Origin of the sequence: Dysosmobacter welbionis, assembly GCF_005121165.3 — a bacterium.
Lineage (GTDB): Bacteria > Bacillota > Clostridia > Oscillospirales > Oscillospiraceae > Oscillibacter > Oscillibacter welbionis.
This window is the reverse complement of the sequence record NZ_CP034413.3, coordinates 588,455-605,121: the sequence shown is the minus strand read 5'-3', so window position 1 is coordinate 605,121 and position 16,667 is coordinate 588,455. Positions and strand designations below refer to the sequence as shown.

Annotated in this window: 19 protein-coding genes and 1 other annotated feature (1 of these 20 cut by a window edge); of the genes, 14 read left to right on the top strand and 5 right to left on the bottom strand. The window is 62.5% G+C overall.

The features are described from left to right. Positions 1–12 precede the first annotated feature (12 nt). The 3 genes from EIO64_RS03195 to EIO64_RS03185 form a co-directional block, all read right to left on the bottom strand. On the bottom strand, positions 13–213 hold the full coding sequence (locus tag EIO64_RS03195) for a sulfurtransferase TusA family protein (RefSeq protein WP_136890773.1): 201 nt from the start codon (positions 211–213) through the stop codon (positions 13–15). Between the two features lie 131 nt (positions 214–344). Then, complete coding sequence (yedE, locus tag EIO64_RS03190) at positions 345–1,460, bottom strand: YedE family putative selenium transporter (RefSeq protein ID WP_036629706.1); 1,116 nt, start codon at positions 1,458–1,460, stop codon at positions 345–347. Positions 1,461–1,501: 41 nt separating this feature from the next. Continuing rightward, the gene (locus EIO64_RS03185; RefSeq protein WP_021748201.1) at positions 1,502–1,738 is read right to left on the bottom strand and encodes a putative Se/S carrier protein; all 237 of its coding nucleotides are present in this window, start codon (positions 1,736–1,738) and stop codon (positions 1,502–1,504) included. 201 nt (positions 1,739–1,939) lie between these two features. Between EIO64_RS03185 and smc the strand changes: the two genes are divergently transcribed. From smc to ftsY, 4 genes are read left to right on the top strand one after another with little or no spacing between them, the layout of a single operon-like run. Beyond that, positions 1,940–5,506: a chromosome segregation protein SMC gene (gene smc, locus EIO64_RS03180; protein WP_136890772.1), complete on the top strand. Its 3,567-nt coding sequence runs from the start codon at positions 1,940–1,942 to the stop codon at positions 5,504–5,506. Between the two features lie 12 nt (positions 5,507–5,518). Continuing rightward, complete coding sequence (locus tag EIO64_RS03175) at positions 5,519–5,737, top strand: zinc ribbon domain-containing protein (RefSeq protein ID WP_025545177.1); 219 nt, start codon at positions 5,519–5,521, stop codon at positions 5,735–5,737. 48 nt (positions 5,738–5,785) lie between these two features. After that, positions 5,786–6,037, top strand: a complete 252-nt coding sequence (locus EIO64_RS03170; RefSeq protein ID WP_021750964.1) for a hypothetical protein — start codon at positions 5,786–5,788, stop codon at positions 6,035–6,037. Positions 6,038–6,058: 21 nt separating this feature from the next. Further along, on the top strand, positions 6,059–6,931 hold the full coding sequence (gene ftsY / locus EIO64_RS03165) for a signal recognition particle-docking protein FtsY (RefSeq protein WP_021750963.1): 873 nt from the start codon (positions 6,059–6,061) through the stop codon (positions 6,929–6,931). On the opposite strand, the gene EIO64_RS03160 is transcribed toward ftsY, so the two are convergent. After that, positions 6,924–7,151, bottom strand: a complete 228-nt coding sequence (locus EIO64_RS03160; protein ID WP_025545179.1) for a hypothetical protein — start codon at positions 7,149–7,151, stop codon at positions 6,924–6,926. The genes ftsY and EIO64_RS03160 overlap by 8 nt on opposite strands. Positions 7,152–7,223: 72 nt before the next feature. Here EIO64_RS03160 and rph point away from each other — a divergent pair, with 72 nt between their 5' ends. The 10 genes from rph to EIO64_RS03110 all read left to right on the top strand — a co-directional run bounded on the left by rph (position 7,224) and on the right by EIO64_RS03110 (position 15,491). Next, positions 7,224–7,940, top strand: coding sequence for a ribonuclease PH (gene rph, locus EIO64_RS03155; protein WP_021750961.1), 717 nt, complete (start codon positions 7,224–7,226; stop codon positions 7,938–7,940). Positions 7,941–8,043: 103 nt separating this feature from the next. After that, the gene (locus EIO64_RS03150; RefSeq protein WP_249390780.1) at positions 8,044–8,259 is read left to right on the top strand and encodes a hypothetical protein; all 216 of its coding nucleotides are present in this window, start codon (positions 8,044–8,046) and stop codon (positions 8,257–8,259) included. Further along, positions 8,256–8,846, top strand: a complete 591-nt coding sequence (locus EIO64_RS03145; protein WP_021750959.1) for an XTP/dITP diphosphatase — start codon at positions 8,256–8,258, stop codon at positions 8,844–8,846. The genes EIO64_RS03150 and EIO64_RS03145 overlap by 4 nt, the downstream gene beginning before the upstream one ends. Positions 8,847–9,120: 274 nt before the next feature. Further along, positions 9,121–9,450: a ribosome assembly RNA-binding protein YhbY gene (gene yhbY, locus EIO64_RS03140; protein ID WP_021750956.1), complete on the top strand. Its 330-nt coding sequence runs from the start codon at positions 9,121–9,123 to the stop codon at positions 9,448–9,450. A gap of 16 nt (positions 9,451–9,466) precedes the next feature. Further along, positions 9,467–9,955 (top strand): GNAT family N-acetyltransferase, encoded by a 489-nt coding sequence (locus tag EIO64_RS03135; protein ID WP_119311325.1) that lies wholly within the window; start codon positions 9,467–9,469, stop codon positions 9,953–9,955. A gap of 13 nt (positions 9,956–9,968) precedes the next feature. After that, positions 9,969–11,159 (top strand): bis(5'-nucleosyl)-tetraphosphatase (symmetrical) YqeK, encoded by a 1,191-nt coding sequence (gene yqeK, locus EIO64_RS03130; RefSeq protein WP_021752101.1) that lies wholly within the window; start codon positions 9,969–9,971, stop codon positions 11,157–11,159. 7 nt (positions 11,160–11,166) lie between these two features. Beyond that, positions 11,167–12,783, top strand: coding sequence for an LCP family protein (locus EIO64_RS03125; RefSeq protein ID WP_136890771.1), 1,617 nt, complete (start codon positions 11,167–11,169; stop codon positions 12,781–12,783). A 22-nt stretch (positions 12,784–12,805) separates the two neighbouring features. Further along, on the top strand, positions 12,806–14,443 hold the full coding sequence (locus EIO64_RS03120; protein WP_158629683.1) for an LCP family protein: 1,638 nt from the start codon (positions 12,806–12,808) through the stop codon (positions 14,441–14,443). A 45-nt stretch (positions 14,444–14,488) separates the two neighbouring features. Beyond that, entirely contained in the window at positions 14,489–14,851 is a 363-nt protein-coding gene (gene rsfS, locus EIO64_RS03115) for a ribosome silencing factor (RefSeq protein ID WP_025544856.1), read from the top strand. A gap of 277 nt (positions 14,852–15,128) precedes the next feature. Further along, the gene (locus EIO64_RS03110; protein WP_025544857.1) at positions 15,129–15,491 is read left to right on the top strand and encodes a helix-turn-helix transcriptional regulator; all 363 of its coding nucleotides are present in this window, start codon (positions 15,129–15,131) and stop codon (positions 15,489–15,491) included. Between the two features lie 191 nt (positions 15,492–15,682). Here the strand turns inward: EIO64_RS03110 and EIO64_RS03105 are convergent, their stop codons facing one another. Beyond that, a complete protein-coding gene (locus EIO64_RS03105; protein ID WP_119311926.1) occupies positions 15,683–16,270 on the bottom strand; it encodes a GNAT family N-acetyltransferase in 588 nt (195 codons plus the stop codon). Positions 16,271–16,451: 181 nt separating this feature from the next. Continuing rightward, positions 16,452–16,667, top strand: a binding site (T-box leader) (it continues 19 nt past the right edge of the window).

Genomic DNA, 16,667 nt, shown 5'->3' with positions numbered 1-16,667 from the left:
CCCGCCTGTCTTTTATTTCGTCAGGGTCAGTTTCCAGTCCGGTCCGTCCGCCGTCTTGCTGACCTGATAGCCCTGGGAGTGGGCGAAGCGGGTGATGTTCTCCACCGCTGCGCCGGCCTCCGCCAGGACTTCCACCATGGCGGGCCGATCCTTCAAGGCCTTCTGCACCATCAGCACCGGGGTGGGGCAAATGTATCCGCGGGTATCTACCATATCAAATTCCCCTTTCGCCGCGATATGCGGCACAGATTCAAGGATTTTCCCTGTGCAAAATGGGAAAATTTTCCGCCATCGCCGGTTGCCTGTCAGGACAGGGCGATAGACGATTTTCATACATTGTGTGCTCAATCACGCGATACAGCCTCCGTTTTCGGCAAATGGGTCACCGTGATGGCCAGCAGTACCGCGAATCCGATGGCCACCGCCGCCATGCCGGCAGTGCCGATGCCGCCGACCACATAGGTGCCGTCCTCCGCCACGGAATCCGCCGCGCCGGCCAGACCGAAGTTGTGGGAGACGGCGGCGCCCACGATCATGCCCAGGACGGTCACGGCGGAGTCGCCGTTGCCCTCACCGGCCAGAATCAACTGTCGCAGGGGGCAGCCTCCCAGCAGGATGGAACCCCAGCCCGCCAGGGCCATGCCCAGGGCGGACCAGAGGTACTGGCTGTGGGCGATGGGCTGGGACAGTGCGGACAGGCTGTAGGATCCCAGGACCAGATTGCCAATGGTGACCGTGCCCCAGATGGCCAGGAAGCCGGAGAGGAGCTTGAAGTCCCGCAGCATCACAGCGTCCCGTATGCCGCCGGCCATGCACAGCCGGCTCCGCTGGGCCAGCACGCCCACAACCAGACCGGCCGCCAGGGAGATCCCCCAGAAGGCCCGCATGGAGCCGGGGCCCGCCTCAGAGAACTTCAGCAGGGTGGGCACCAACAGCAGCAGCCCCAACAGCGCCATCAGGATCCCAGACAGGACGAACCCCTCGCCCATGCGGACGGGATAGGCCCGGCCCAGGGAGAAACCCTTCTTTAAACATACCACGCCCACCAGGATCCCGGCGATGAAGCCCACCAGCCCGGCAACGGCAGTCAGGTCGCCGCCGCCCAGCCGGATGACCATCCGCAGGGGGCAGCCCAGAAACACCAGAGCACCGATCATCACGAACATCCCCAGCACAAACCGGCAGGCGGGAGAGGCCCCGGCCTTTGCCCGGAACTCCCTGGCAGCCAGAGCTGCCGCCGCGGCCCCCACCACGATGCCGATGATCTCCGGCCGGATGTACTGCACATTGGCGGCGCTGTGGAGCCCCAGGGCGCCGGCGATGTCCCGCAGGAAGCAGGCGATGCAGAAGCCCATGTTCTTGGGGTTGCCGGAGGCGGTAAGGATCAGGGCGGCAATGCCCACGGCCACGCCCGCCGCCAAGATCAATCCGTATTCCCGAAACCAACTCTTTTCTCTCATAAATACACTCCTCACTCTCTTCGGCGCTGGGATGAAAATCGTCACAGGGGCAGCTCATAGAAACCGGCTGTCTCGATCCCGGCCTCCTGCAGCCGGGTCTCCAGGTGCTCCCGCAGCTCCGGCGGCGCGGACCAGGCCATGCCGCAGTCGGATGTGATGCACCGGGGAACGGAGATCAGTTTGCCCTCCAGCCCCAGGCGGCGGCAGAGCTGCTCTGTGGCGATGGCCCCGGCAGTGGTGTGAAACGTCACGATCAGCCGGGGGCTTTTTTCTCGCACGGACTCCCTCCTCTACTCGTTATTTTTTCAAAAGAATAACATGAAAAAATGGAAAAAGCGAGATCTGTTTCGAGGATAACGGCCCAGCTCCGGCTGGAGCCGCCGAACCTGGAGATTTTTCCTTGAAATAGGGGAGTGGCTTTGCTATACTATACTAGTTATAGTATGTGATCTGGCTGAGAGGCCGAATGAGGTGAGAGTTTGTATCTGCGCGCATTGGAAATCCAGGGGTTTAAGTCCTTTCCAGACAAGACGGTCCTGAATTTCGGCGAGGACATCACCGCCATCGTGGGTCCCAACGGCTCCGGCAAGTCCAACATCTCCGACGCTATCCGGTGGGTGATGGGGGAACAGAGCGTCAAGGGCCTCCGTGGCGCCAAGATGGAGGACGTGATTTTCGGCGGCACGGAGAAGCGCAGCCAGGTGGGCTTTGCCCAGGTGACGCTGGTGCTGGACAACACGGAGCACATCTTCCCCACCATGGAGGAGAGCGAAGTGTCCGTCACCCGCCGCTATTACCGCAGCGGCGAAAGCGAATACTACATCAACCGCCAGTCTGTCCGGCTGAAGGACTTGACGGAGCTGTTCCTGGACACCGGCATGGGCCGGGAGGGCTACTCCATCATCGGCCAGGGCAAGATTGATGAGATCCTCTCCGCCAAGAGCGGGGAGCGGCGGGAGATCTTCGAGGAGGCCGCCGGCATTTCCAAATTCCGCCACCGGAAGGAGGAGGCGGAGCGGAAGCTGGAGCGGACGGAGGAGAATCTGGTCCGCATCAATGACAAGATCGCCGAGCTGGAGCTTCAGGTGGAGCCCCTGCGGGAGCAGGCGGAGAAGGCCAGGAAGTATCTGGTGCTCCGGGATGAGCTGCGCCTTCTGGAGATCTCCGTCTGGCTGGAGAACCTGGACACCCTGAAGGCGGGCGCCCGGAAGCTGGAGGCGGACTTTCACGCCGCAGAGTCCCAGCGGGACGAGGCCCGCGCCGCTCTGGACGCCCTCTATGCCGAGGGGGAGCGGTACAGCGAGCGGATGCGGGAGAAGGACATGGAGGCTGAGCGTGTCCGGACAGAGTCCGCCGTTCTGGAGGAGCAGATCAAGGAGAAGGAGTCCGCCGCCGCCGTGCTGGAGAGCACCGTCACCCACAACCGGGAGAACATCCAGCGGGCGGAGGCGGAGCTGGCAGAGGCGGAGAGCCGTTCCGGCGGCCTTGCGAAGCAGGCGGAGGAGCAGGAAGCCCGGGTGGCGGAGATCGACCGCCGGATCGGGGAGCTGAACGGTGCGCTGGCCGCCCTGCTGGAGACCGCCCAGACCATGGCGGAACAGGCCGGCGGCGCCCAGAACGAGGCGGAGCGCCTGCGGGCACAGGAGGCCCTCGCCATGGCCGCCGCCGCGGACGCGCGGGCGGAACTGGCCGCCGCCGCCGCGGAGAAGAAGCAGATCCAGGAGCGGCGGGAGGCCGCAGAGCGAGACAGGGCCGCCGCGGAGGAGCAGCTTCAGTCCGCCCGGCAGGAGGCGCGGGAGAACCGCCGCGCCCTGGAGGATGCCAGGGACGAGGCGGAGGCCGCCGCCAACATCATCGCCGGCCACAGCCTGCGGATGGAGGAACGGAAGAAGAAGGCCGCTGCCGCCGCGGAGCGGCGGGTCCAGCTGACCATGGACACGGGGGCGCTGGAAAACCGCCGCCGCCTGCTGACAGAGATGGAGAAGGAGTACGAGGGCTTCTCCAAGGCGGTCAAGTTCGTGTGCCGCGCACAGAGCGGCCTGCAGGGCATCCATGGCCCGGTGGCCAATCTGGTGAAGACCGATGGCAGGTACTCCTTGGCCATCGAGATCGCCCTGGGGGCGGGACTGCAGAACATTGTGGTGGACCGGGAGGAGGATGCCAAGGCCGCCATCAGCTACCTGAAGCAGCGGGACGCCGGACGGGCCACGTTCCTGCCCCTCACCGCCATCCGGGGTGACGAGCTCCATGAAAAAGGCGTGGAGAAGGAATTTGGTTTTGTGGGCCTGGGGTCCCGGCTGGTGACATTTGACCCGGCGTACCGGAATATTGTTTACAACCTGCTGGGCCGCACTGTGGTGGTGGAGGACCTGGACTGCGGCATCGCCATGGCCCGGAAGTACCGCAACGCCTTCCGGATCGTGACGCTGGACGGCCAAGTCATTAACCGGGGCGGCTCCATGACCGGCGGCAGCACCAGCCGGTCCGCCGGTGTACTGAGCCGGTCCGCGGAGTTGGAGCAGCTCACCGCCCGGACCGCTGCCATGCAGGCAAAGCTGGCGGAGGCAAAGCAGGCGGAGGAGGATACCGCCCGGGAACTGGCCGCCGCCCAATACGAGCTGGAGACCGCGGAGGCCCAGCGCCGCCACGCAGAGGACGAGGTCCTGCGGCTGGAGGGCATCAGGGGACAATATGATCTCCTGCTGCGCTCCCTGGAGGAGAGCGTGGAGAACCTCGTCGGCGAGCTGGAGAGTCTGGCCGGACGGCTGACGGACAACGACGCCCGGTCTGCCGCCGCCCAGGTGGAGATCAACCGACAGGAATCCGCCGCCGCGGACGCGCGGGCCCAGGCGGAGGCGGCTCTTTCCGGCCAATCGGAGCTGCTGGAGAAATCCGGTGCCCTGGCCGAGGAGATCAGCGGCAGAAAGAGCGATCTGGCTGCCCTGGCGGCCGAGCGGGAGGCCACAGTCCGCAGCGCCGCGGACCTGCGGGCGCTGTGCGCGGATCTCTCTGGTGACCGGGAGCAGAAGGAACAGATGGCGGAGACCTACCGCCGAAACATCGCCGCCGCGGAGGAAGAGATCGCCGGATTGCAGACGGCGCTGGAGGAGCTGGCGGGCCGGGGCGCGGCCTTCCGGCAGCGGCTGGCCGCCATCACAGAGGAGAAGAACGCCCTGGAGGCGGAGCGGACTGCCAAGAACCGGGCGGGCCAGGAGATGAACGAGAACCTGCTGAACCTGGAGCGGGCGGTGGCCAAGCTGGACCAGAAGCGGGCCACCTCCGCCATGGAGGAAAAGCAGATCCTGGACCGGCTGTGGGAACACTACGAACTCTCCCACTCCGACGCCCAGGCACAGCGGATCGAGCTGGAGAGCGTGCCCAAGGCCAACCGGCGGATCGGGGAGCTGAAGCGGGACATCACCGCCCTGGGCACCCCAAACATCGGGGCCATCGACGAGTTCCAGCGGGTGAACACCCGCTACACCTACCTGACGGACCAGCGCAACGATGTGGAGAAGGCCAAGGGCGAGCTGCAGAACATCATCGGCGAGATCACGGAGGAGATGACCAAGATTTTCGCCGAGCAGTTCAAGCTGCTGTCCGAGAGCTTCCAGACCACCTTCCAGGAGCTCTTCGGGGGAGGGACGGCCAGATTGGAACTGGAGGACGAGGAGGACATCCTGGGCTGCGGCATCGAGATCAAGGCCCAGCCGCCGGGAAAGACCCTCAAGACCATCTCCCTGCTGTCCGGCGGCGAGAAGGCCTTTGTGGCCATCGCGCTGTATTTCTCCATTCTGAAAGTCCATCCAACGCCCTTCTGCGTGATGGACGAGATCGAGGCGGCTCTGGATGACGCCAACGTCACCCGCTACGCCCGCTATATGCGGACGCTGGCAGGCCGGACTCAGTTCATCGTCATCACCCACCGCCGGGGAACCATGGAGGAGGCCGACGTCCTCTATGGCGTCACCATGCAGGAGCAGGGCGTGAGCAAGATCCTGACCATCAATCTGAATGACATGGCGAAAGAGCTGAAGATCAAATAAGGAGCGGAATCCATGAAGCGCAAGCATAAACAGATACTGATCATCTGGGTGGGCCTGCTGGCAGGCCTCCTTATCTTCCGGGGCGGATGGATGACCTATGCAGGGCTGCTGATTTTCCTTTTGGATCTGGGGCTAGTGTGGTGGCTGCTGCGCTGCCCCCACTGCGGAAAGTCCGTTCGGGAGCTCCGACCGGATAAGACCTGCCCATACTGCGGCAAGAAAGTGGAGTGAACGGCGACCCGGCGCAAGAGGATTTGAAGCGATTGGGAGGACGATCTCATGACACTGCGCAGATGGACGATCCTGAGCGTTATCCTGCTAGTCCCGGGATTTGTTCTGCAGTTCCTCAGCAGGACCGTATTTGTACCGGAGGCGGGCGTGATCGGGGGACTGCTGCTGGCGGCGGGCCTTGCGATCCAGTTGTTCGTGATCCGCTGCCCGGAGTGCGGGGCACATCTGCCGCTTTTTCCCGGCGAATACTGCAAATACTGCGGAAACAGGTTGGACTGGGATAAACCTCTCCGGCGCTGATTTCCGATTTGGGAGGATACCATGGGCTTTTTTGACAAGCTGAAAAAGATCACCACAAATCTCTTCTCCGGCTTCTCCGAGGCGGACGAGGCCTTTTTCGAGGAGTTGGAGGAGACGCTGATCCTGGCGGACCTGGGCATGGACACGGCGCTGGACGCCGTGGAAAAACTCCGCACGAGGGTCCGGAAGGAGAAGCTCCAGGACCAGGAGGCGGTCAAGGCCGCCCTCCGGGACATTCTGGCGGAGGAGATGGACGTGGGCGGCACGGAGCTGGATCTCTCGACCCGGCCTGCTGTGGTGCTGTTCATCGGCGTCAACGGCGTAGGCAAGACCACGTCCATCGGCAAACTGGGCTATCAGCTGAAAAGCGAGGGCAAGCGGGTCCTCTTCTGCGCGGCGGACACCTTCCGGGCCGCAGCGGCGGACCAACTGCAGATCTGGGCGGAGCGGGCCGGCTGCGAACTTGTGCGCCAGCACGAGGGGGCTGACCCCGGCGCGGTGCTGTTCGACGCCCTGCAGGCTGCCAAGGCAAGAGGGGTGGATGTGGTGCTGTGCGACACTGCCGGCCGCCTCCACAACAAGGCTAACCTGATGGCGGAGCTCGCCAAGCTCTCCAAGATCATCGACCGGGAATGCCCCGGCGCCGCACGGGAGACGCTGCTGGTGCTGGATGCCACCACCGGACAAAACGGCCTGATCCAGGCCCGCCAGTTCAAGGAGGCCGCAGGACTCACCGGCATCGTGCTGACGAAGCTGGATGGCACGGCCAAGGGCGGCATCGTCATCGCCATCGCCAAGGAGCTGGGCGTACCGGTGAAGCTGGCCGGTGTGGGCGAGGGGGTGGACGACCTGAAGCCCTTCGACGCGAAGGAATATGTGGAGGCCATTATTTGAGCGGCAGCAGAGAGACAAGGATCACCATTTGGAATCGGAGAAAACTGATCTCTGTGTCGTCGCAGCAGATGTACTTTCTGATCCGCGGGGCGCTTTCAGATGCCGGGCTCTCCAGCGGCACCAGGACCCGGGGCCTATACGCCGCGGCTGCCCGCCGCAGCAGGGGGCCGCTCCGACTGCTGTACAGGACAGCGTCCTGACCTACACCATCTATGTTCACAGGGATGACTATGACCGTGCGTTCGCGGCGATCCAGTCCTCTCTGCGGGGAAAATGAAAAGGAGCGCATACCATGACCAGACAAGACGGACGGGCGTTTGACGAGCTGCGCCCGATCAAAATCACCCCTGATTTCGTAAAATTCGCGGAGGGCAGCTGTCTCATCCAGTGCGGCAACACCATGGTTCTCTGCTGCGCCAGCGTGGAGGACCGGGTGCCGCCCCATGTGCCGGAGGGCACCGGCTGGGTGACAGCGGAGTACTCCATGCTGCCCCGGGCCAACCGGGAGCGCAGCAAGCGGGACATCGCCAAGCTGAAGCTCTCGCCCCGCAGCGCAGAGATCCAGCGGCTGGTGGGCCGTTCCCTCCGGGCCGCCGTGGACCTGGCGAAGCTGGGGGAGCATACCATCACCATCGACTGCGACGTGCTCCAGGGCGACGGCGGAACCCGCACCGCATCCGTCACCGGCGGCTTTGTGGCGCTGGCCCTGGCCTGCCGGAAGCTGGTGGAGGAGGGCGTGCTGGCCTCCAATCCCATCCGGCATTTCGTCACCGGGGTGTCTGCGGGAATCGTCGGGGAGACCCTTATGCTGGATTTGCAGTACAGCGAGGACAGTCGTGCCCAGGTGGACCTGAACTGTGTGATGAATGAGCTGGGGGAGATCATCGAGCTCCAGGGCACCGGCGAGGGCCGGGCCTTCACACCCCAGGAGCAACAGGAGCTGGTGCGCTTGTGCGCCAAGGGCAACCGGGAGCTGCTGAAGCTCCAGCGGGAGATTTTGAAGCGATAAAACCACAAATTGAAAGAAGGAGATGGTTTCCGTGGCGCAGGTATTCGAGATGATTATGCTGATCTGCTTCGGCCTGTCCTAGCCCTTCAACATCACAAAGTCCGTGCGCTCCCGTACTGCAAAGGGCAAGAGCCTATGGTTTGAGGTGTGCATCATCGTGGGCTATCTCTGCGGCTTGGCGGGGAAGTTCATCAGTGGAAATGTCACCTATGTGGCGGCTTTTTACATCCTGGATATCACCATGGTCACCATCGACCTGGTGCTGACCATCCGGAACAAGCGTCTGGACCGTGCGGCGGAAAAGGAGGAGACGGTATGAAATTCGTGTTGGCGACCCATAACCCCGGCAAGCTGAAGGAGATGGCGGATATCCTCTCCGGACTGGGGGTGGAAGTGGTGAGCCCCGCAGACGTGGGAATCTCCGTAGACGTGGAGGAGACCGGCACCACCTTTGTGGAAAACGCCATGCTGAAGGCCAAGGCCATCTGCGCGGCCAGCGGGCTGCCCGCCATCGCGGACGACTCCGGTCTCTGTGTGGACGCCCTGAACGGAGGACCCGGCGTGTATTCCGCCCGTTACGGCGGGGAGGAGCTGGACGACCGGGGGCGGTATACCCTGTTGCTGCAGAACATGCGGGGACAGACTACCCGGGCGGCCCACTTCGCCTGCGCCATCGCCTGCGCCTTTCCCGGCGGGGACGAGCTGACGGCGGAGGGCCGGTGCGACGGTGCCATCGCCTTTGCCCCCATGGGGACGGCGGGATTTGGCTACGACCCGGTGTTCCTGGTGCCGGAGAAGGGCAGGACCTTCGGCCAGCTGACGGCAGAGGAGAAGGGCGCCATCTCCCATAGAGGAAAAGCTCTGCGGGCATTTTCGGAGAAACTGGCAACTTATTTGAAAAAATAACCGTCTACCTTTGATGAGGAGGGAACTGCGGTGAAAACGACCGGACGCTGCCCCAAATGCGGCAGCGCGGACCTGCTGGCAGTGGAGCCGGGGCTGTACAATTCTTTTCCCATCGGTTTTTTGTAAATGCAAAAATTCAGAGGTATGTCTGCCGCAGCTGCGGCTATACAGAAGAGTGGATTGCCTAGGAGTCTATGGAGAAGCTGCGGCAGTCTACCTGGCATGACGAAAAATAAAAAAGACCGGGGCCATTTCCCGGAATAAAGGAGTATACATGGAACTGACAAGCAAACAGCGGGCCCAGCTGCGGGGCCTGGCAAACAGCATCGACACGATCCTGCAGGTGGGCAAGGACGGTATCGGGGCAAACCTCATCAAGCAGGCGGATGACGCACTGGAGGCCCGGGAGCTTATCAAGGGCCGGGTGCTGGACAACAATATCGACTACGACGCCCGCACCGCCGCGGAGGAGCTGGCCAAGGCCACCCGCAGCGAGGTGGTGCAGGTCATCGGCACGAAGTTCGTGCTGTACCGGGAGAGCCACTCCAAGCCCAGGGAGAAGCGCATCCAGCTGGTGAAGCCGGCAAAGAAGCGCCCCCAGTGACCCGGGAAGGCGCCCGATGGAACTGACGTTCCGCACTGCCGGGATCGGGGATCTGGAGCTCTTGACGGAGAGCCGCCTCCGGGCCATCCGGACCTACCGGCACCTTTCGGAGACGGCGGCGCTGCCGCATGGCCTGCCGGATGCGGTCCGGGATTACTACCGCCAGGCCCTGGCGTCCGGCAGCCACATTGCGCTTCTGGCGCTGGCGGGAGAGCGGCTGGCCGCCACCGGCGGCCTGGACCTCCGCCGGGAGATGCCCTCCTATCACAATCCCGCGGGTCTGTCCGGCCATATTATGAACATCTGGACGGATCCTGCCTTCCGAGGCCGGGGGATCGCATGGCGGATGCTGGATCTCCTCACGGCAGCGGCCTGTGAGCGGGGCTGTTTGACGGTTTCTCTCCACACCACCGCCATGGGCCGCCCGCTGTATCAGCGGTATGGCTTCACCGCCACGGATGACGAGATGGAGTTGGAGCTTCCGGCGGAAAAATCTGAACCATAAAGAGGAATCGCGTATGAAGATCGGCGTTTACGGCGGGACGTTCAACCCGCCCCACCTGGGCCATGTGACCGCGGCCCGGGCGGTATTCGAGCTGCTGAAGCTGGACCTGCTGCTGCTGGTCCCGGACCGGGAGCCACCCCACAAGGCGCTGCCAGCGGGCAGCCCCACTCCGGAACAGCGGCTTGAGATGACCCGCCTGGCGGGGGAGCAGCTGGGCCTGGGGGACCGGGTCCAGGTACTGGATCTGGAGCTGAAGCGGACGGGGCGGAGCTATACCTCCGACACCCTGGCCCAGCTGAAGGAGCGGTACCCGGAGGACGAGCTGTGGCTGCTGATGGGCACGGACATGTTCCTCACCATCCAGACCTGGCACGAAGCGGAGAAGATTCTGTCCCTGGCGGGGATCGCCACCTTCGGCCGAACGGAGGCGGACACGGAGGAGCTGTTCTCCGTTCAGCGGGACTATCTGTACCGGACATATCCCCAGGCCCGGATCTTCACCCTCACCATCCCCGGCGTGGTGGATGTGTCCTCCACAGACCTGCGAACCATGCTGGCGAAGGGAGAGGGCGTGAATCTCCTGCCTCCGGCGGTGTACGGCTATATCCTGCGGGAGGGACTGTACGGCACCCGGGCGGATTTGAAGCGCCTGCCCCTGCGGGAGCTGCGGCCGATAGCTCTGAGTTATTTGAAAAACAAGCGCATCCCCCACGTGCTGGGCACGGAGCAGGAGGCCATCCGTCTGGCGGAGCGGTACGGCGCCGATGTGGAGAAGGCCCGGGTAGCGGCACTGCTGCACGACTGCACAAAAAAGCTGAACATGGAGGAGCAGCTGGAACTGTGCGGCCGGTACGGCATCCAGCTGGACGAGCTGGAGCAGAAGGCCCTGAAGCTTCTCCACGCCAAGACCGGCGCGGCCATCGCCCGGGACGTGTTCGGTGTGGACGATGAAATCTACAACGCCATCTGGTGGCACACCACGGGCCATGCCCACATGACCCTGCTGGAAAAAGTGATCTATCTGGCGGATTATATCGAGCCCTCCCGGAATTTTCCGGGGGTAGACAAACTCCGCGCTGTGTGTTATAAAGACCTGGACGAGGGCCTGCTGATGGGCCTGGAGATGACCATCGAAGAGATGACCGAAATGGGAAACCCTGTGCACCACGCCACCATTGAGGCGCGGGACGCATTGAAAGGATAGAGAGACAGTGGATAGAGAAAACGGAAAGCATCCGGCGGGCGGGACGCCGAAAAAGAGCAGACCCAAGAAGCCGAAGAAACCGAGCCGCCTGACGCGGCAGCAGAAGCTGCTGATCGCGGTAGCCGTGGTACTGGCCATCGTGCTGATCGCGGTGGTGGCCTGCCAGAGCCTGTTCGTTCGCCCGGATCTGCCGGAGAAGAACGCGGATGCGGACAGCGGGACCCAGGAAGAGGAGATCGACTGGGGCGAAGGGACCCGCCCCCGCAGCGACGGGGAACGGAAGAGTCAGGACTATTACACGGTCCTGATCCTGGGCCGGGACACGGGGGGCGGCGGCAACACGGACACGATGCTGCTGGCCAGCTACGACGTGACCAACCAGAAGGCCACGGTGATGTCTATTCCCCGGGATACCATGGTGAATGTCTCCTGGGATATCAAGCGCATCAACTCCGTGTATAACTACTATGGCGGCGGAGACCGGGGGATCCAGTATCTCTACAAGGAAATCGCCCAGCTGGTGGGCTTTGAGCCGGACTATCAGGTGGTTGTGGAGTGGGACGCCGTGGGCCAGATCGTGGACGCCATGGGCGGCGTCTGGTTCGACGTGCCACGGAACATGAACTACGACGATCCTTATCAGGACCTTCACATCCACCAGGAGAAGGGCTACCGCCTGCTCACGGGGGACGACGCCATGCAGGTGCTCCGCTACCGCCACGACAACGACATGCGCTACGGCTATCCGGACGGCGATCTGGGCCGCATCAAGACCCAGCAGGCGTTTCTGACCGCCATGGTGGACCAGCTGCTGCAGATCAAGAACGTCACAAAGATCAACCAGTTCATCCAGGTGTTCCAGAACAATGTGGAGACAGACCTGAGCTTCCAGAATATCCTATGGTTTGCCCAGCAGGCGATTCTGGGTGGGCTGAGCATGGAGAACGTGGAGTTTGTCACCATGCCCAACCGGACCGCATCCTGCTGGAGCCGCACCTATCACAACTATCAATCCTACGTGGTGCCCAGCGCGAATGAGCTGCTGGAGCTGGTGAACACCAAGCTGAGTCCTTATACGGAGGTATTCACCCTCAGCGACTTGGACATTATGTCCGTCAACTCTGACGGCAGCATCAGCTCGTCCACCGGCCATGTGGAAGACAGCCGGGCGGCCCGGCCGCCGGTGAAGCCTACCACGCCCAGCAAGCCGGAGGAGGAGACGCCCACGGTGGATGAGAACGGTAATCCCATCGATCCGGACACCGGCCTGCCGGTGACGCCGGATGGCGGAACCACGGACCCGGGGACGGGCGGGACCACAGACCCGGGCTCTGGCACGACGGATCCCGGAACAGGGACAACGCCCGACGGCGGGACAGATCCCGGCACCGGCGGCGGGACCACAGGACCTGACACCGGAGAAGGAACCACCGGCACCGGCACCGACGGGACCACCGATCCGGGTACGGGCACAAGCGGGACTCCGGACGGCGGCACGCCTGACGCAGGCGGAGGAACGACCGATTCGGGCACTGGAGACAGCCAGACCTCCGGCACCGGAGATGGAGGCGGCGATGCTGCCGCAGAAGAGGCTCCGGATGACGGCTTTATCATCGTGAGCTGAATGACGGAAAAGGGGTGGCACCATGGCGGACCAGATGGATGGAAAAGGACGTCCCCCAAAGAGACGGTCCGGACTGACCAGGGGGCAGAAGGGGCTGATTGCCGCAGCCGCAGTTCTGGCTGTGGCCCTGGCGGGAGTTCTGGCCTGGCAGAGCCTGTTCGTCCGGCCGGACCTCAACACCGGCAAGACAGAGCCCCAGGAGACGGAAGAACCCACCGATCCGGTGGAGGAGATCGACTGGGGCGAGGGGACCCGCCCCCGCAGCGACGGGGAGCGGAAGAGTCAGGACTACTACACAGTTCTGATCCTGGGCCGGGACACGGGGGGCGGCGGCAATACGGACACGATGCTGCTGGCCAGCTACGACGTGACCAACCAGAAGGCCACGGTGATGTCCATTCCCCGGGACACTATGGTGAATGTCTCCTGGGATATCAAGAAGATCAACTCTGTCTATAATACCTATGGCGGCGGAGACCGGGGTATCCAGGCCCTGTATAAGGAGATCTCCCAGCTGGTGGGCTTTGAGCCGGATTATCAGGTGATTGTGGAGTGGGAGGCCGTGGGTGAAATCGTGGACGCCATGGGCGGCGTCTGGTTCGATGTGCCCCGGAATATGAACTATGATGATCCTCTTCAAAACCTCCATATCCATCAGGAGAAAGGCTATCGCCTGCTCACGGGCGAGGACGCCATGGAAGTCCTCCGTTACCGCCATGACAACCGCAAGAACGGCGTGACGCTGGGATACCCGGAGGGAGACGTGGGCCGCATCAAGACCCAGCAGGCGTTTTTGAAGGCGATGGTCGAGCAACTGCTGAAAGTGGAAAATGTGCCGAAAGTCCGGCAGTTCATTCAGGTATTTCAGGACAATGTGGAGACAAACCTGACGTTTCAAAACATCCTCTGGTTTGCGCAGGCCGCATTTTTAGGTGGCCTGAAGGCGGAGAACGTGGAATTCGTCACCATGCCGGGTAACAGCAGTGCTTATGCTTACAGCGCGTCTATCAGCAAGGCGAACGGCGAATACTCGGAGGCCTCTTATGTGACCCCCTATCCCAATGAACTGCTGGAGCTGGTGAACACCAAATTGAGCCCCTACGCCGAGGTATTTACCCGCAGCGATCTGGATATGATGACCGTGAACAGCGACGGCTCCGTCAGCTCCTCCACCGGTCATGTGGAAGACAGCAACGCCACCCATCCCCGGTCCTACTGGCAGGCCCAGTGGACGCCCCAGGAGCCGGAGGAGGAGACGCCCCCGGAGGGGGAGACCGGCACAGGGACCGGCCCTGATGCCGGAGCGCCGGAGACCGGCGGGGCGGCCGGGACGCCCGGCGACGGAGAGACCACGGATCCCGGCGGAGCCACGGAGCCCGGTACGGGGAGCATCGATCCGGACACGGGAGACCTGATCGACCCGGAGACCGGCGGCATCATCGATCCCGGCACCGGGCAGATCCTGGACCCCGGTACAGGACAGGTGATCGGCCAGCTCCCGGGCGGCAGCGGAGACCCGGCGGCAGGTGAGAGCGGCGGAACCGCCCCGGAGTCGCCGGATTCCCAGCCGTCTGATGGTGAGACGGCGCCTCCTGTAGACCCCGGTACGTCCGACGGCGGAACCGCGGCCCCGGATGACGGGTTTATTATTGTAACCTGAGCGGCAGGTGTGCCGCAGATTCAAACGATCAGAAAGGATGAGTCCATGACACCCAAAGAGATGGCCCTGACTGCGGCCAAAGCCCTGGACGAGAAAAAGGGCGGCGACATCGCCGCCATCGAGATCACGGAGCAGACCACCCTGGCGGACTATTTCGTCATTGCCACCGGCAATTCCAACACCCAGATCAACGCCCTGTGCGGCGCAGTGGAGAAGGCCATGAAGGAGCAGGCGGGGGAGGATCCTCTCCGCCGGGAGGGCTACCGGGACGGCACCTGGGTCCTGCTGGACTACGGCTGTGTGGTGGTCCACGTGTTCTCCGCCGAGGCCCGGGAGTTCTATTCGCTGGAGCGGCTTTGGCACGACGGCAAGCCGGTGGATCTCTCCGGTGTGCTGACGGAGAATTGATCGCCCTTCGCGCCAAGTGGCGTGTCCAAGCGTTTTGCCGCAGGCAAAAATATGAAATGGGCAGGCTCTGCCTGCCCATTTGAGTCCAATGTGGTGCCACGCAAAACGAAGATTTTGTGGGGCGCCGTGTCCGGTGAAAAGGGGAAACATCAGCTCCGACGGCGCTGACCGCCGGAGCTTTTTTCTGCTTATCAACCCAGAGTTGCGCGATAGCTGGTGGACGCAACCGCCCGCCCCGGGTATGCTGAGACCACCAAAACAAAAGGAGGCAACTGCAATGGCATTCAGTTCCATTATCATGCTCCCGCTGCTGCTCCTGTTTCTGGCCATCTGGGCAGGGCTCATTTATCTGCTGATCCTGCTGATCCGGGCCCTGCGGAAGTACCTGCGGGGCGGGGAGGCCCGCAGGGAAAAAGCGGAGACCCGCCGCACCTTGGGAGAGGTCCTCAAGGCCCACCGGATGCGCTGCCAGATGACCCAGGAGTTCGTGGCGGAGGCCCTGGGGGTCAGCCGGCAGGCGGTCAGCAAATGGGAGACCGGCACGGCGGACCCCAGCACCTCCAACCTGCTGGCCCTGGCGAAGCTCTTCGGTGTGCCAGCGGAGGAGCTGCTGCATCAGGCGACCGGCGGGGGAGTATGAAACAATCGGAATCAAGGGGCAGCGATATAAGTCAGGGGGCGAAAAGCCTTCCCTGCGAAGTGTGAGGGCGCATTGGGCGCGCCTGTATGAAAATGGGCCTGCTTCCTGTGAGGCAGGTCCATGCACCAAGCACTTCGGTTTTAACAAGTCCGGCTGCCTCGGCGCCCAACTTTTCTCCAATATCCATCTGTTCACACGTTCGGTTCTATAAAATGGGCAGCAGATTGGTCCCAATATTTTTTGTAAACCCGATCTGTATTCCCATCAAGATTCAGTTGGTACATCCGAAATGTAACCAGAAAATTCTTGGGCTGCCACTGTTCTTCGTAAGAATATTGGTACTTCATTCCAACGTTCCGCATAACGCCGCCGCTTCTTGGGTTGTTTCGGTCATGCGTTGCTGTGATATAAGGCAGGCCGTCCTTTTTCACTTGGGCGATCACCGCTTTGCCCGCTTCTGTGACAAGTCCCTGATGCCAGAATTCCCTGCGAAGCCCATATCCGAAATCGTGATGTTCCTCCATATCCACTTTTATGTAGCCGATGGGATGATCGTCCGTTTTCAAGCAGATCGCGTAAGCGTATGCCTGCGGCTGGACATATTTTGAAGCGTATCTTTCTTCATAGAATTTCTTGGCTTCTTCTATGCTGTCTATCGGATACCAGGGCAGGAATTGATTGACTTCCTTGTCATGGAGAATCAGAAACAGCCATTCCAGATCGCGCTCTGTGAATTTCCTCAAGATCAAACGCCCGGTTTCCAATGTGGGCGTGTTTATCAGGGTGCCCTTCACGGTTTCGCCTCCCCCCAAAATTGCCAGAGTTTTTTCTGCTGCCATACGTTGGATTTTCCCCATTATACAGAGCAGGACGGGCAAAAACAAGATGTCGACTGGATTGTAAAGCGCTTTTCCCGCTTACCTCTTGACAAAACGCGCAAAGCCACATAAAATAGACCCGTTAACGACATTGATGGGAAGAAAGGCGAAATGTCCCGCCTTCAGAGAGCCGGCGGTTGCTGCGAGCCGGTGGGGGACCTTCGCGGATGACTGTTCCCGGAGTCTCCCGCCTGAACGGACATAGTAGGGTGGGACGGCAGGCCCCGTTACTGGCCGAGGCCCTCCGGGCCGTTGAGCGCCATCCGGCAACGGCTGGCGAAACCAGGGTGGTACCGCG